Source organism: Thalassolituus sp. LLYu03, from assembly GCF_050507655.1.
GTDB lineage: Bacteria > Pseudomonadota > Gammaproteobacteria > Pseudomonadales > Oceanobacteraceae > Venatoribacter.
In genome coordinates this window covers 4,022,461-4,036,722 of the sequence record NZ_CP191496.1, presented here as the reverse complement: position 1 = coordinate 4,036,722, position 14,262 = coordinate 4,022,461, and the positions used below count along the sequence as shown (strand labels likewise).

The 14,262-nt window shown below is 55.1% G+C and carries 17 protein-coding genes; 16 read left to right on the top strand and 1 reads right to left on the bottom strand.

All coding sequences use genetic code 11. The features are described 5' to 3' along the window. Positions 1-23 precede the first annotated feature (23 nt). Complete coding sequence (locus tag ACQUQU_RS18025) at positions 24-1,727, bottom strand: cytochrome D1 domain-containing protein (RefSeq protein ID WP_430461100.1); 1,704 nt, start codon at positions 1,725-1,727, stop codon at positions 24-26. A gap of 456 nt (positions 1,728-2,183) precedes the next feature. Between ACQUQU_RS18025 and ACQUQU_RS18020 the strand changes: the two genes are divergently transcribed. The 16 genes from ACQUQU_RS18020 (at position 2,184) to nirJ (ending at position 14,262) form a co-directional block, all read left to right on the top strand. Beyond that, positions 2,184-3,014 carry a CbbQ/NirQ/NorQ/GpvN family protein gene (locus ACQUQU_RS18020; protein WP_430461099.1) on the top strand — a complete coding sequence of 277 codons (831 nt, stop codon included), beginning with the start codon at positions 2,184-2,186 and terminating at the stop codon, positions 3,012-3,014. A 20-nt stretch (positions 3,015-3,034) separates the two neighbouring features. Further along, positions 3,035-3,481, top strand: coding sequence for a c-type cytochrome (locus ACQUQU_RS18015; RefSeq protein ID WP_430461098.1), 447 nt, complete (start codon positions 3,035-3,037; stop codon positions 3,479-3,481). A gap of 39 nt (positions 3,482-3,520) precedes the next feature. Then, the gene (locus ACQUQU_RS18010) at positions 3,521-4,924 is read left to right on the top strand and encodes a cbb3-type cytochrome c oxidase subunit I (protein ID WP_430461097.1); all 1,404 of its coding nucleotides are present in this window, start codon (positions 3,521-3,523) and stop codon (positions 4,922-4,924) included. 34 nt (positions 4,925-4,958) lie between these two features. After that, on the top strand, positions 4,959-5,846 hold the full coding sequence (locus ACQUQU_RS18005; RefSeq protein ID WP_430461096.1) for a 4Fe-4S binding protein: 888 nt from the start codon (positions 4,959-4,961) through the stop codon (positions 5,844-5,846). A 4-nt stretch (positions 5,847-5,850) separates the two neighbouring features. Further along, complete coding sequence (locus ACQUQU_RS18000) at positions 5,851-7,689, top strand: nitric oxide reductase activation protein NorD (protein ID WP_430461095.1); 1,839 nt, start codon at positions 5,851-5,853, stop codon at positions 7,687-7,689. Between the two features lie 2 nt (positions 7,690-7,691). Beyond that, positions 7,692-8,273: a cytochrome c oxidase subunit 3 gene (locus ACQUQU_RS17995; protein WP_430461094.1), complete on the top strand. Its 582-nt coding sequence runs from the start codon at positions 7,692-7,694 to the stop codon at positions 8,271-8,273. Further along, positions 8,231-8,551: a cytochrome C oxidase subunit IV family protein gene (locus ACQUQU_RS17990; protein ID WP_430461093.1), complete on the top strand. Its 321-nt coding sequence runs from the start codon at positions 8,231-8,233 to the stop codon at positions 8,549-8,551. Before ACQUQU_RS17995 ends, ACQUQU_RS17990 begins: the two co-directional genes overlap by 43 nt. Positions 8,552-8,581: 30 nt before the next feature. Beyond that, positions 8,582-8,899, top strand: coding sequence for a c-type cytochrome (locus ACQUQU_RS17985; RefSeq protein WP_225673988.1), 318 nt, complete (start codon positions 8,582-8,584; stop codon positions 8,897-8,899). Between the two features lie 158 nt (positions 8,900-9,057). Then, positions 9,058-9,435 (top strand): putative zinc-binding protein, encoded by a 378-nt coding sequence (locus ACQUQU_RS17980; protein ID WP_225673986.1) that lies wholly within the window; start codon positions 9,058-9,060, stop codon positions 9,433-9,435. Positions 9,436-9,604: 169 nt separating this feature from the next. Beyond that, positions 9,605-9,934 (top strand): c-type cytochrome, encoded by a 330-nt coding sequence (locus ACQUQU_RS17975; RefSeq protein WP_225673984.1) that lies wholly within the window; start codon positions 9,605-9,607, stop codon positions 9,932-9,934. Further along, a complete protein-coding gene (locus ACQUQU_RS17970; protein WP_430461092.1) occupies positions 9,934-11,133 on the top strand; it encodes a cytochrome D1 domain-containing protein in 1,200 nt (399 codons plus the stop codon). The genes ACQUQU_RS17975 and ACQUQU_RS17970 overlap by 1 nt, the downstream gene beginning before the upstream one ends. 9 nt (positions 11,134-11,142) lie before the next feature. Further along, positions 11,143-11,637 (top strand): Lrp/AsnC family transcriptional regulator, encoded by a 495-nt coding sequence (locus ACQUQU_RS17965; protein ID WP_430461091.1) that lies wholly within the window; start codon positions 11,143-11,145, stop codon positions 11,635-11,637. Then, the gene (locus tag ACQUQU_RS17960; protein WP_430461090.1) at positions 11,615-12,127 is read left to right on the top strand and encodes an AsnC family protein; all 513 of its coding nucleotides are present in this window, start codon (positions 11,615-11,617) and stop codon (positions 12,125-12,127) included. The genes ACQUQU_RS17965 and ACQUQU_RS17960 overlap by 23 nt, the downstream gene beginning before the upstream one ends. Then, positions 12,117-12,587, top strand: coding sequence for an AsnC family transcriptional regulator (locus ACQUQU_RS17955; protein WP_225673978.1), 471 nt, complete (start codon positions 12,117-12,119; stop codon positions 12,585-12,587). Before ACQUQU_RS17960 ends, ACQUQU_RS17955 begins: the two co-directional genes overlap by 11 nt. Next, the gene (locus tag ACQUQU_RS17950; protein ID WP_225673976.1) at positions 12,562-13,077 is read left to right on the top strand and encodes an Lrp/AsnC family transcriptional regulator; all 516 of its coding nucleotides are present in this window, start codon (positions 12,562-12,564) and stop codon (positions 13,075-13,077) included. Before ACQUQU_RS17955 ends, ACQUQU_RS17950 begins: the two co-directional genes overlap by 26 nt. A gap of 12 nt (positions 13,078-13,089) precedes the next feature. Continuing rightward, positions 13,090-14,262, top strand: coding sequence for a heme d1 biosynthesis radical SAM protein NirJ (gene nirJ / locus ACQUQU_RS17945; protein ID WP_430461089.1), 1,173 nt, complete (start codon positions 13,090-13,092; stop codon positions 14,260-14,262).

The following is a 14,262-nucleotide window of genomic DNA, read 5'->3' as shown; positions in this document are numbered from 1 at the left end:
TCCGGGCTTCCTTTTTAATACACTCAGTAAATGTCGTGCTGAGTGTTTTTAACGTTGAACTTACCGGTAGGAGTAATCAGACGCTTATCCTTAATTACCTTCTTAAGTTTCAGCGTTTTATCATCTACCACCACAATGGCAGACTCTTCTTCCCTACCGTTCCACACCGAGAACCAGACTTCGTTGCCTTCGGCATTAAACTCAGGCTGAACGACCCGGCGGGAGCCCTCTTTCAGACCAGCCCATTCGGCAATCGGCAGCACGGTATAGCCTTTATCAAGATCCTTGATATTAAACACTGCAACCGATTGACTGACGCTGGCTACCGGGTTAAATGGTGTATCCAGATACAGGTGATCTGACTTCGGATGCGTTTTAATAAACAGCGATCCACCACCCTGCCCCTTCAGAACCTTAACCACTTTCCAGGCATTAGCCGCATGCTTATCCGGGTCAGTACCGATCAGGGTAATACTGTCGTCCCCCAGGTGACTGGTTGCCCACACCGGACCAAATTCCGGGTGTACAAAGTTAGCGCCGCGACCCGGATGCGGAATCTTACCCACATCGACCAGTGCGGCCATTTTACGTTCTTTCGAGTCGATCACCGCCACTTTGTTGGACTGGTTTGCCGCTGTCAGGAAGTAGCGGTGTGAAACGTCCCAGCCACCGTCGTGCAGGAAAGGCGCAGTACCGATTTCCGTTACGCTCAGGTTGTCGATATCTTCATAGTTCACCAGCAGAACTTTGCCGGTTTCTTTCACGTTAACGATAAACTCCGGATGCTCATGCGATGCGATAATTGCCGCAACGCGTGGCTCTGGATGGTATTCCTGCTTATCCACTGTCATACCACGGGTGGAGACAATTTTAATCGGCTCCAGAGTTTCGCCATCCATGATGGTGTATTGTGGCGGCCAGTAGGAACCGGCAATGGCGTATTTATCTTCAAAACCTTCATATTTTGAGGTTTCTACAGAACGCGCTTCCAGGCCAACTTTAATCTCAGCCACACGGACTGGTGTCTTAGGCCACAGGTCGATCATATCGATTCTGGCATCACGGCCAATCACAAACAGATAGCGTCCGGACGCCGATAAACGGGAAATATGCACGGCATAACCGGTTTCAATGGTGGTGACAATTTTCTTGGTATCGCCATCAATCAGCGCAATTTTGCCGTCATCACGCAGGGTAACGGAAAACAGGTTAGGCAGGTTCAGCTTATTCAGCTGCTTCTTCGGACGATCCTCAGGCTTCACCAGAACTTTCCAGGACTCACGCATCTTTTCCATACCCCACTCAGGAGGCGTTGGCGGCTCATGCATCACATACTTGGCCATCAGCGTGACTTGTTCTGGCGTGAATTCGCCGGATGAGCCCCAGTTCGGCATACCCGCCGGTGAACCGTAATTGATCAGAGCTTCCAGATACGGCAGACCGCGCTCCTGGGTAATATCCGGTGTCAGCGGCTTGCCGGTTGCCCCTTTACGCAACACACCATGGCAGCCAGCACAACGCTGAAAGTAGATCTCTTTCGCTTGTGCGAATTCATCTTCTGTCAGATCCGGTGCCCCTTCACTGTGCACCACCCGCAGACTGGCAGGATCAACTGCCGATGCTTCTCCCTGATACGCTGCATTGGCATTTTCCGGATTCGGGGCTGCAGCCACCGCCAGACTGAATGTCGCCGCAACCACGCACAACGGATGCTTCAGAAATTTCATGATTCTTCCTCTCTCGTGCTTGTAATGTAATCCAGTTCCTTACTGCTGACCCACGGTAAAAACACGCTCCAGCCAGCCGCACCTCATCTGTAAAAAGATCCTAGTGCCTCAGGCGATATTAGAACTGATGCAGATCAACGAATTATCAGGTCATTTATTTCAGCTAAGTTAAATCATTATTTTTAACTTTTTATTTTTATGGTAAATAAAACCAGCCACTGGTTATATAAACCCGAACACAATAGAAATACGACCAGCAAGAAAATTAAATTTCTATATTTTTCAACAAGATAAAGATAAGCATAGCCATCAGTCCCACCAAAAAATCAGGTATAAAATACCATGCAATATTGGCACTACCCCTTATTAGGTATGCTTATGCCCATGATTCGGTATTTATGGATTGGGTTGAAAATACCAGCATTACACGCCTGAATACCGGCTATGGAACAAGCCATGAATATCGCCGAAAAATATCACCTCAATAACCATGAAGAACGCTTCTATTGCCCACAAGGTAATGAGGTTGATGTATTTCTTCATGCCAGTAAAAACCAGCTACCTGTCATGATTAAAGGCCCCACCGGCTGTGGAAAAACCCGTTTTGTTGAGCACATGGCCAGCCGCTTAAAACGACCACTGTATACGGTGGCCTGTCATGACGATCTTACCGCCGCCGATCTGATTGGCCGCTTCCTGATCGGCAAGGACGGCACCTTCTGGCAGGACGGTCCACTGACCCGTGCTGTGCGCGAAGGCGCCATCTGCTATCTGGATGAAGTGATTGAAGCACGCAAAGATACAACTGTGGTTATTCACCCGCTGACCGACGACCGGCGCATCCTGCCACTCGACGGTACCGGTGAACGCTTACAGGCAGCGCCGGGGTTTATGCTGGTGATGTCTTACAACCCGGGTTACCGCAACCTGATGAAAGGCCTGAAACCCAGCACCCGCCAGCGCTTTGTCAGCCTGTCCTTTGATTACCCGGATACGGCACAGGAAATCAGTATTGTCTGCCACGAAACCGGAATTTCTCAGGAGATTGCCCATGGCCTGGTAATGGCCGCTCAGGCATTACGCAGTCTGCGCGACAGCGATCTTGAAGAAGCCCCGTCCACACGTCTGTTAATTCTGTGTGCGCAACTGATCAACAGCGGCCTGAGTCACGCCGCTGCCTGCCGCGCCGCTCTGACCGAAACCCTGAGTGATGACCCATCGACGCAGGAAGCCATTGAAGATGTTATCCGCGCGCATTTTCCGATGCCGCCGGAGCACAGTGTTTAAGCTCAAGAAGAGGAAATATTATGTCGGAACGTTTTACCAAGGGCATGGCCCGCAATATTTACTACGGCGGAGGTGCATTTTTCTTTTTGCTCTTTGTCGCACTCACTTTTGATACTGTCACGGTTTTGCCTAAGCGTGAAAACCGCGATCAGCTGACGGAGCAGGTTGCCCACGGCAAAGCTCTCTGGGAAGAAAACAACTGTATCGGCTGCCACACGCTGCTGGGTGAAGGTGCTTATTTTGCGCCGGAACTGGGCAACGTATTTAAACGCCGTGGCATGGAAAACGAAGCCGTATTCAAAGCGTATTTTTCAGCCTGGCTGAAAGCCATGCCAACCGGTGTTGAAGGCCGTCGTCAGATGCCGCAATTCCATCTCAACGATGAAGAGCTGAACGATCTTGCCGAATTCTTAATCTGGACATCACGCATTAACACCAACGACTGGCCACCAGGCATCGAAGGTTAACCGCTGATAACCAGTGTTATTTAATTAAGGACGTAAACCATGAAGTATCAAAGTCAGGCTGTTGCCAAACCATACTTCGCCTTTGCCATACTGCTGTTTATCGGTCAGATCGTTTTTGGTCTGATTCTCGGCACGCAGTACATCATCGGCGACTTTCTTTTCCCCGAAATTCCTTTTAACGTCGCCCGCATGGTGCACACCAACCTGCTGATTGTGTGGTTGCTGTGCGGATTTATGGGTGCAACTTATTATCTGGTTCCTGAAGAAACCCAATGCGAACTGTTCAGTCCGAAACTGGCGTGGATTCTGTTCTGGGCCTACGCCGTTGCCGGTACTCTGACCATTATCGGTTATCTCTCTGTGCCTTATGCCACACTGGCAGAAATCACTGGCAACGACATATTGCCAACCATGGGACGCGAATTTCTTGAGCAACCCACCATTACCAAAGTGGGGATTGTGATTGTTGCCCTGGGCTTCCTGTTTAACGTCGGCATGACCATTTTGCGCGGACGCAAAACCGTTATTAATATGGTTCTGATCACAGGCCTGCTGGGTCTGGCCGTATTTTTCCTGTTCTCGTTCTACAACCCAAGCTCACTGACCCTGGATAAGTATTTCTGGTGGTGGGTTGTGCACCTGTGGGTGGAAGGCGTGTGGGAACTGATTCTGGGCAGCATTCTGGCCTTTATTCTGATCAAAACCACCGGCGTCGACCGTGAAGTGGTGGAGAAATGGCTGTACCTGATCATCGGCATGGCACTGATCAGCGGTATTCTTGGTACCGGCCACCATTACTTCTACATTGGCACACCGGATTACTGGTTATGGATTGGCTCTGTCTTCTCCGCCATTGAACCGCTGCCGTTCTTTATGATGATGGTGTTTGCCTTCAGCATGATCAAGCAGCGTCGTCGTGAACATCCGAATAAAGCGGCAATGACCTGGGCATCGGCCTGTACCATTATGGCCTTCCTCGGCGCAGGCGTGTGGGGCTTTATTCACACCCTGGCTCCGGTGAATTATTACACCCATGGTTCACAAATTACCGCAGCCCACGGCCACCTGGCGTTCTTCGGTGCCTACGTCATGATTGTGCTGGCGATTATCTCCTTCGCCTGGCCACAACTGAATGGTCGCCAGAGTAACAGCCCGGCAGCACAGAAGATGGAAATTGCCTCAATCTGGGTGATGTGTCTGTCAATGCTTGCCATTACCTTACTGCTGACCGCAGCCGGCGTCATTCAGGTGATGCAGCAGCGTGTGCCAGCGGATGGTATTGCCCTTGGCTTTATGGCGACTCAGGACCTGATCGTGCCGGTTTACTGGGCGCGTCTGGTGGCTGGTATGGCATTCACCGTCGGCGTATTCATGTATCTGGCGAGCTTCCTGGTCGCTGGCCGCACCCGTGACCAGGCACCAGCCCTGGCCGCCAACGCCTGAATGGAGCGGGCCGCCTGACGGCGGCCCTGACACTATGCCGAACCGTTTGCCTGTCACCCGCCTTTTGCTGCGCAGCCTGTTTTTTCTGCTGTTTGTGCTGGCACCGGTTCTGGATATTTTCCGCCTCGATCTGAGCCGCGGAAATTTTATTATTTTTGGCTCCGACTGGACGCTTAATCTGCTGCCCAGTGCCGGACAGGACGCCACATCAGTTACCACCAATCTGCTGCTGCGACTGGCGCTGCCGGTACTATGCACGCTGGTATTACTGATCGTACTGGTCTGGCGCTATGGCCGGATTTACTGCGGCTGGTTGTGCCCGCATTTCAGCATGGTGGAATTACTCGATCAGAAAATGCAGCACTGGCTCGGGCGTCGCTCCGTCTGGGAAAAACCCAGCCATGCGGCCCGGCGCGGCGCGCACCTGGTGATTGCGTTATGGATCTTCGCCAGCGCATTTTTGTGGGCGGTCAGTCTGCTCAGTTATCTGTGGCCACCGCTCGATATATGGCGTCAGCTATGGCAGCTGCAGCCACAACCCTATGTCCTTATCTTTCTGCTGGTAGCCACCACCCTGTTTGCACTGGAATTCACTCTGGCGCGTCACTGGTTCTGCCGCTATGGCTGTGCAGTAGGTATTTTCCAGAGTCTGATCTGGAGCATCAGCCCGAAAGCTCTGGTCATTCACTTTCAGCGTCAGCGTGGCCGCGAATGCCGCGACTGTCAGGCCTGTGATCAGGCCTGCCCGATGCGTCTGCCGGCAAGGGCACGCAAGCAACGCAAAATTACCTGCACTCAGTGTGGCCAGTGCGTAAGCGCCTGCCGTGATGTGCAACGCAACAATCCTGCAGGCCCGCTGCTGCACTGGCAGGCCGGCGAAGCCCCTGTTTCTGCGCAGATTCCGGTCCGCAGCAAGGAGTAATCCCGTGGAAGAAGCCGTCGGAATACGCTGGCACAAACTGATAACCCACATGGCACAGCTGAGCTACCCGCAACACAGTGCCTCTCTCGCCAATGAGCAACAGCGGCTAGCGCTGGTGCTCAGGGCTCTGGGGGGGGATGCTGGCCTGAATATACGCGCGGCGGCCGAACGCCGCGTGCATTCCTCTCGCCACCTGCTGCAGAAAATCGCCGGTACCGGACTGCGCTGGCCACTGGCATGGCGTGACCATGACACCCTGTATCTGCCGGCAGAAATCGCTCTGTATCCGGATGAGGGCCATAACCGCGACCTCTACCTGTGGCTGACGGCGCTCGCCTCCTGCAATCCGCTGACGGAACAGGGTAACTGGTTCAGTGGTAATCAACAGGCGGTGCTGCGCTGCCTGCGGCGTTTCCCCGGCCTGAGCGCGGTTTATCAGCGTCTGGTCGACGCAGAAACAAACGCGCGCCGGCAACGTATCCGCCCGCGTCGTGGCGGCGAAGCCCGCGAGCAGGCCATAGTGCAGGCCTTGCAGAATCCGGGGACCTGTACTCAGCTACCGGACGGCCCCGGCGACCCGGATCCGGTTCCGCTGTGGCTGTATCCGGCCGTCAACAGTGGTGCAGCACCGGTCAGACGGCGTGACAGTGACAGTGACGATCAGGGAGCCGGAAGCAGCCAGCAGAATGCCGGTCTGCGCCGTCAGGCCAGCTACGCCGAAGACCCGGACAGCCGTCATGGTCTGACGCTGTTCCGCCTGGAGAGCCTGCTGTCCTGGTCCGAGTTCATTCCGCTCGACCGCGCCAGCGACGATACCGGCGACGAAGACGCCAGCCGGGTCGCCGAAGATCTCGATAACATCACCCTGTCCACCAGCCGCGGGCGCGTAGCATCGCGTATCCGTCTGGATCTGGATCTGCCCAGCGCTGCAGAGGACGACATCCCGCTCAGCACAGGCAATCTCTACCCTGAATGGGACTACCGCAAACAGCGCCTGCTGAATGATTACTGCCGCGTAATTCCCATGCTGCCACGCGCCGCCGTTGCGGCACCGCTGCCGCCTCATTTGCAACCACTGGCCCGGCGCCTGCGGCGCCAGTTTGCTGCGTTTGGCCAGCAGCCACTGCGGCAGAAACATCAGCTGCAGGGTCAAGCCCTCGACCTTAACGCCTGTATCACGCATCAGGTGCAGCGCCAGCAGGGGAATGCCAGCAGCCATGCCCGGGTCTGGCAGCAGCAACAGCCACAAGGCCGCGATCTTTCCTGCCTGGTGCTGGCCGATCTGTCGTTATCCACGGATGCCTGGGCCAACAACGAACGCCAGGTCATTGATGTGATCCGTGACAGCCTGCACCTGCTCGGCGAGGCGCTGGATGCCAGCCAGGACAATTTTGCTCTGTATGGTTTTTCATCGCGCCGCCGTGATCATGTGCGGCTGAATATGATCAAAAACTTCCGCGAACCCATGAACAACGTCATTCACGGCCGCATTCAGGCGCTGAAACCCGGCTATTACACCCGCATGGGCGCCGCCATCCGTCAGGCTGGCGATATTATTAATGACCATCCGGCAGATAAGCGTCTGCTGCTGATTCTGACCGATGGCAAACCCAATGATCTCGATCTGTACGAAGGCCGCTACGGACTGGAGGACACCCGCATGGCATTGCTGGAAGCACGGCGCGCCGGGATTATTACTTATTGCGTCACCATTGATCAGAGTACCGGGGATTACATTCCTTACGTGTTCGGCCATCAGGGATATTTCCGTCTGAGCCGGGCCGATCAGCTGCCAGCCATATTACCGGGCCTGTACCTGAACCTGAGTGGTAAACTGCAATGAACATGCAGCAACAGATTCAGCAGCCGGAAACAGGATATCTGCCAGGGGATATGGCTCTGTGGTATTTCCTGTGTGCTGAACTGGGCGTGTTCGCCTTATTAATTGCCGGTTCGGCGCTGGTGCGCATCAGCCACCCTGATCTTTTTCAAAGCGGAATGGCTGTGTTACATCCGCTGGCGGGTGTAATTAATACCCTGGCATTAATTTCCGGCAGCTACTGCGTGGCCCGGGCAGTTATCTGCGTCCGTCATCAGTCACCACTGGCTTACCGTTTTTTTATCGCCACAGCCCTGACAGGCATGATCTATATCAGCGTCAAACTATGGGAATACCAGTCATTATTAAGCGATGGCTACTCCCTGCATTACGACGCGTTTTTTACTTTTTATTTTCTGGCCACCTTTTTTCATTTTATGCATGTCGTCGCCGGAGTCGTCATTGTGCTGATTTACGCCAGAGCTCTTAAAAAAAACGGGCGCAATGAAAACAGCATCAGCCACAGTGAAAGCGTTGCTGCCTACTGGCACATGGTGGACCTGGTGTGGATCGTATTGTTTCCGGCGCTTTACTTTATGCGGGGATGAACATGAAAAGCGGTGTAACGACAGCAACAACTGCGCTGCGCTGGCGCTGGCTGATCATGTGTATGCTGACTCTGACCCTGGCGTTGTTTCCGCATGAAGCACTGTTTGCCCTGCCGCTGATCGTATTTTCAGCTGCTGCAGCTTTACTGAAAGGCATCTGGATTATTAATGATTTTATGGAACTGAAGCATGCACCGCCCATGCTCAGAAGAATGCTGATGTTGTGGCTGCTGCTGACAACATCTGCTGTTACAACAGCTGCCCTGTGGCAGTCATAAGCCGCTTGCGGCAAAACAAGGAGAAAGAAGATGAAAAATCTTATCGTGATTACTGCGCTTGCAGGTGCCTTACTGTCCAATGGTGCCATCGCTGCCGACGCCGCAGCAGGCAAAGCAAAATCCGGCGTATGTGCCGCCTGTCATGGTGTCGATGGTAACAGTATGGTGCCTATGTATCCGAAACTGGCAGGTCAGCATCCGGCTTATCTGGAAGCTGCACTGAAAGCCTACCGTGACGGTCAGCGTACCGGTGGCAATGCCGCCATTATGGCACCTATGGCCAAAACTCTGAGCGATGCCGACATCGCAGATCTGGCCGCGTACTTCAACAGCCAGGCACACAAGTAAGACCTGATGTGTGGCGGTAGCAATACCGCCACATACTCACAAATAGGTAGACATTAACCGTTATTTCGTTAATTCCCCTGCCCGTCGTAAATCCCCTCATTGCCAAGCGGAAAAACGCCAGACACCCTGACAACAGGTTTTAATTTAGGATAACTTTTATGGCAAAAAATACCCTGCCACTGGTTTATTCCTGCTCAGGCTGTTCCCAGGTTGCACAGCTGGCTAACCGTATCGCTGTCCGCCTTGACCGCAGCGGCCAGGCAGAAATGTCGTGTATCGCCGGAGTAGGCGGCAATGTAAAACCTCTGTTACGCAAAGCCCGCCAGGCAGAAAGCATCATTGCTATCGATGGCTGCCCGCTGGCCTGCGTGCGCCATTGTCTGGAGAAGGCCGGCATTACCCGCTTCAACCATGTACTGCTGTCTGATCTCGGGCTGAAAAAACACGCTGATGAAGAGTACTCAGACGTTACAGAGCAACAGGTTATCGCCGGTCTGCTCCTGAACCGGCCCGAATATCAGTCATCGACTGAATGATTTTTAATTTTTTATTAATTCGCTTCAGTAACTGCCGGAAATTAATAGGTATTTTCTCTACCCATACAGCACCAGCAGCGAGCTGGCTGCATTTGAGCTGTGTCACCATAAGTGCGTTATGAATTAGCTAGCATCCGGATATGATTTTCGTCCGATGATGGATAGGGCAATGCACCAGGGAAAATGTCTTTTGTTCTTTGCTGTACTGATGGCGGTGATACCCGCTGCACAGTCAGAACTGCCGGAGGTGCGCCAGCAGCAGCTGGTTCATTTACTGCGCCATGATTGCGGTTCCTGTCATGGCATGACCCTGAAAGGCGGCCTTGGCCCTTCTCTTCTGCCCGGCCAGATCCGCAGCTCCGATCCGGCTTATCTGCGGCAAATCATTACCTACGGTATCCCCGGCAGTGCCATGCCTCCGTGGCAGCCACTGCTGTCGGCTGACGATATCGATTTTCTGGTGGAAACACTGATTCACCTGCCAGCGGAGACTGACTGATGAAACGAATTTTTCTCGCGAGTGCCTTTTTCCTGCTCACTGCCTGTTCGGTCCTGACGCCAGCCACGCGTTATCAGGCCAGCGGTGATCTAGGCGTTATTATTGCGCGCGAAAGCGGCGAACTGGTGGTTTTTAATAGCAGCAGCCGCCGCATTGTGCATACCGTCAGCGGACTTGGCGATTTATCCCACGCCTCCGTGGTGTTTTCACGCGATGAACGTTTTGCCTACGTCTTTGGCCGTGATGGCGGCCTCACCAAGGTCGACATACTGCAGGGGCAGATTGATAAACGCATTGTTCAGGGCGGTAACAGCATTGGTGGAGCCATCTCGCAGGACGGCAGTCTGATTGCCGTCTCCAACTACACTCCGGGCGGTGTGCGCGTATTCAGTGCCGATACGCTGGAGCTGGTAGCCGATATTCCGGCCACCTACACCGACGCCAGCGGACAACAGAAATTATCCAAAACCGTGGGACTGGTCGATGCTCCCGGTAATCGTTTTGTGTTCAGCCTGTTTGATGGCGCTGAGATGCAGATTGCCGACTTCTCTCATTTCGCAGCCGATGGCCAATTCAGCATCAAGCGCCATGCTCAGATTGGCAAAAATCCATACGACGCCCTGATTACCGCCAATGGTCATTACTACGTTGCCGGTCTGTTCGGCGAGCCGGGCATGGCGCGCCTTGATCTGTGGCACGACGATCAGGCACCGGTGCGGGTACTGCCGGACTATGGCGATAAAGACCAGGCGTTGCCTGTGTACAAAATGCCGCACCTGGAAGGCTGGGCCCAGGCCGGAAACTACCTGTTTGTACCGGGCGTCGGCCGTCATCAGGTGCTGGTGATCGACGCCGGCAGCTGGCAGCAGGTGGCTCATATCCCGGTGGCCGGCCAGCCGGTATTCGTTATGTCACGCCCGGACAACCGCGAAATCTGGGTGTCATTTGCCCATCCGGATAATGGCCAGATTCAGATTATCGATGCCGAAACACTGGCCATTACCGACACGCTGCAACCCGGCCCGGCCGTTTTGCATATGGAATTTTCACCCCGCGGTGAACAGGTCTGGGTATCCGTACGCGACCTGAATGAGGTGCAGCTGTATGACACCCGTACTCACCAGAAGCTGGCTACCCTGCCGGTTAAAAGCCCGAGCGGTATATTCCTCACCCGCCGCGCCCACGTGACCGGCCTGTAGGAGATGAGCATGCAGCACCCACCGCTGAGCGAACTGCAGAAAGCCATTCTCGACCGTTACCAGCAAAGTCTACCTGCCTCGCTGACGCCGTTTGCCGATATGGCCACGGCACTTAACTGCAGCGAAACCGATGTCATTAATGCGCTTAATCAGCTGCTCGAGTATGGCGTGGTTAAACGTTTTGGTCCTGTGTTTGACCACCAGCGCGCTGGGGCCAGCACCCTGGTGGCCATGGCCGTCGACGCCCACAAACTGGAAGAAGAAGCCCTGCGTCTCAACGCCTTTGCCGGTCTCAATCACAATTACGAGCGCGAACACCAGTACAACCTGTGGTTTGTCCTGACCGCCAGCAGCGAACAACAGCTGCAACTGAAACTGCAGGAAATCTGCGCCTGCCATCCATGGCCGGTACTGATTCTGCCTATGGAGCAGTCTTACCACATCAATCTGGGGTTCCCACTGCAATGGACAGGGAGTCAGCATGAATCCGCAACACAGCATTGAGCAGCAGCTGAAATTTCTGTTGCAACAGGGGCTGCCGATCCACAGCCGCCCTTACGAACAACTGGCGCGTCAGGTTGGCAGCGATGAAGCCACGGTTTACCAGCTGATTCAGCGCTGGCAACAGGAAGGCCTGATACGCCGCATGGGCGCTATCGCTGATCACCACAAACTCGGTTATCAGGCCAATGCCATGGTGGTATTCGACGTGCCGGGCCATCTGGTCGATGAGCTGGGCCAGCGCATCGCCGCCACCGGCCAGGTCAACCTGTGCTACCGCCGCCCGCGCCGGCCACAATGGCCCTATAACCTGTTCTGCATGATTCACGGCCGTGAACGGGATCAGGTACTGCAGGCCATCAACGACCTGCGCAACGACTGTGAACTGCATGCCTTTTCGTACGATGTACTGTTCAGTCGCCGTCAATTCAAACAATGCGGTGGCAGTTATTTCCGGCCGGTACGCAGTGGAGACAACCATCATGGCCACTGATCAGCAACTGCTGCTGGCCGACCCACTGAACCGCCAGCTGATCAACCGTCTGCAACACGGATTGCCATTGTGCCACGCTCCTTATCAAGCGCTGGCAGAAGAACTGGGCACCAGCAGCAGCGACATCCTGCAGCGCATCAGCCAGTTTCTGGACAGCGGACTGGCCAGCCGTTTTGGCCCCATGTTCCAGATCGAACGGGCCGGCGGCGCTTTCACTCTGGTGGCCACCCATGCGGATGAGGACGACTTTGACCGCGTGGTATCCATCATCAACGCCCGTCATGAAGTCGCCCACAACTACCGCCGCGATCACCGGCTCAATATCTGGTTTGTACTCGCCTGCGAGCGTCCGCAAGACGTGCCACAGGTTCTGCAGGAACTGGAGCTGGCCACAGGTTGCCGCATGCTTAACTTTCCCAAGGAGCAGGAATTTCATGTGCAGCTCTACCTCCCCGTCTGAGCCGACACTCAGCCCCCTGCAGCGACAGTTGATGCACATCACCCAGCATGGCCTGCCGCTTACCGAACACCCTTACCAGACACTGGCCGAACAGCTTGCGGTAACAGAAGCAGAGGTACTCAGCGCGCTGCAACAGATGCAGGACAGCGGCGTTATCCGCCGCATCGCCCTGGTGCCGAATCATTACGCCATCGGCTACCGCTTTAACGGCATGAGCGTCTGGCAGATAAAACCAGATCAGCTGCAACAGGCCGGACAGCGGCTGGCTGCCAGTGGCTGGGTCAGTCACTGCTACCAGCGCCCGACCCACGGCACGGAATGGCCTTATAACCTGTTCGCCATGGTGCACGGCACCAGCCGCGCGCAGGTCGATGAACTGCTGCAACAGATAAAGACTCTGCTGGGTGACAGCTGCCTCAGCCACGACGTGCTGTTCAGCAGCGCCATTCTGAAAAAAACCGGCCTGCGCCTGACGGCCACCAACCAATAACCGGAGGTTCCTATGTTCCGACTGACCCAACAGATGGAATGGCTGACGTCCGGCCAGCCACTGCCACCCGCCCGCAAGCCGCCAGGCCCGGTGGTGATATGGAACCTGATCCGTCGCTGCAACCTGACCTGCAAACACTGCTACTCCACCTCGGCGGACACCCACTTCCGTGGCGAACTGAACACCGAAGAAGTGTTCCGCACGCTGGAAGACCTGCGTCAGTTCAGAGTGCCTGCCCTGATCCTGTCCGGCGGCGAACCCCTGATGCGCCCCGATATTTACGACATCGCCCACAAAGCACGCGAACTGGGTTTTTACGTCGGCCTGTCCACCAACGGCACCTTGATTAATCAGGACAATATTCACGCCATCGCCAGCGCCGGCTTTGACTATGTTGGCATCAGCCTCGATGGTGACGAAGAAACCCACGACCGCTTCCGGCAAATGAAAGGTGCCTACCGCGCCTCGCTGGACGCCATGATGCTGTGCCGCGAACACGGCATCCGCGTTGGCGGGCGCTTTACCCTGACCGAAGAAAACGCCCCACAGCTGCCGGGCATGCTGGACCTGATGGACCAGCTGGATGTGGACAAATTCTATCTGTCACACCTCAACTATGCCGGCCGGGGCAACAAGAACCGCAAGCAGGACGCCTTCAGCCGCACCACCCGCGATGCCATGACTGCGCTGTTTGACCGCTGCCACGCCGAACTGAAAGCGGGAAAAAGCCGCGAATACGTAACCGGCAACAACGACGCCGACGCCATCTGGCTGCTGCAGTGGGCACGCGAGCACTATCCACAGCGGGCAGAGCTGCTGCGCCAGAAACTGGTGCACTGGGGCGGCAACTCATCCGGGGTAAACATTGCCAACATCGACAACCTCGGCAACGTTCACCCCGACACCTTCTGGTGGAACCATCACCTTGGCAACGTGCGTCAGCAACCCTTCAGCAGCATCTGGCGCGACACTCAGGACCCACTGATGCTGGGCCTGCGCCAGACCCCGCGCCCGGTCGAAGGACGCTGCGCCAGCTGTCAGTACCTCGATATCTGTGGTGGCAATACCCGTGTACGCGCCTATCAGCTTACCGGTAATCCCTGGGCTGAAGACCCTGCCTGCTACCTGACCGACGAAGAAATTAACCCAGATGGCCCACAGCAGATTCCACTGCTGCAGGCCTGA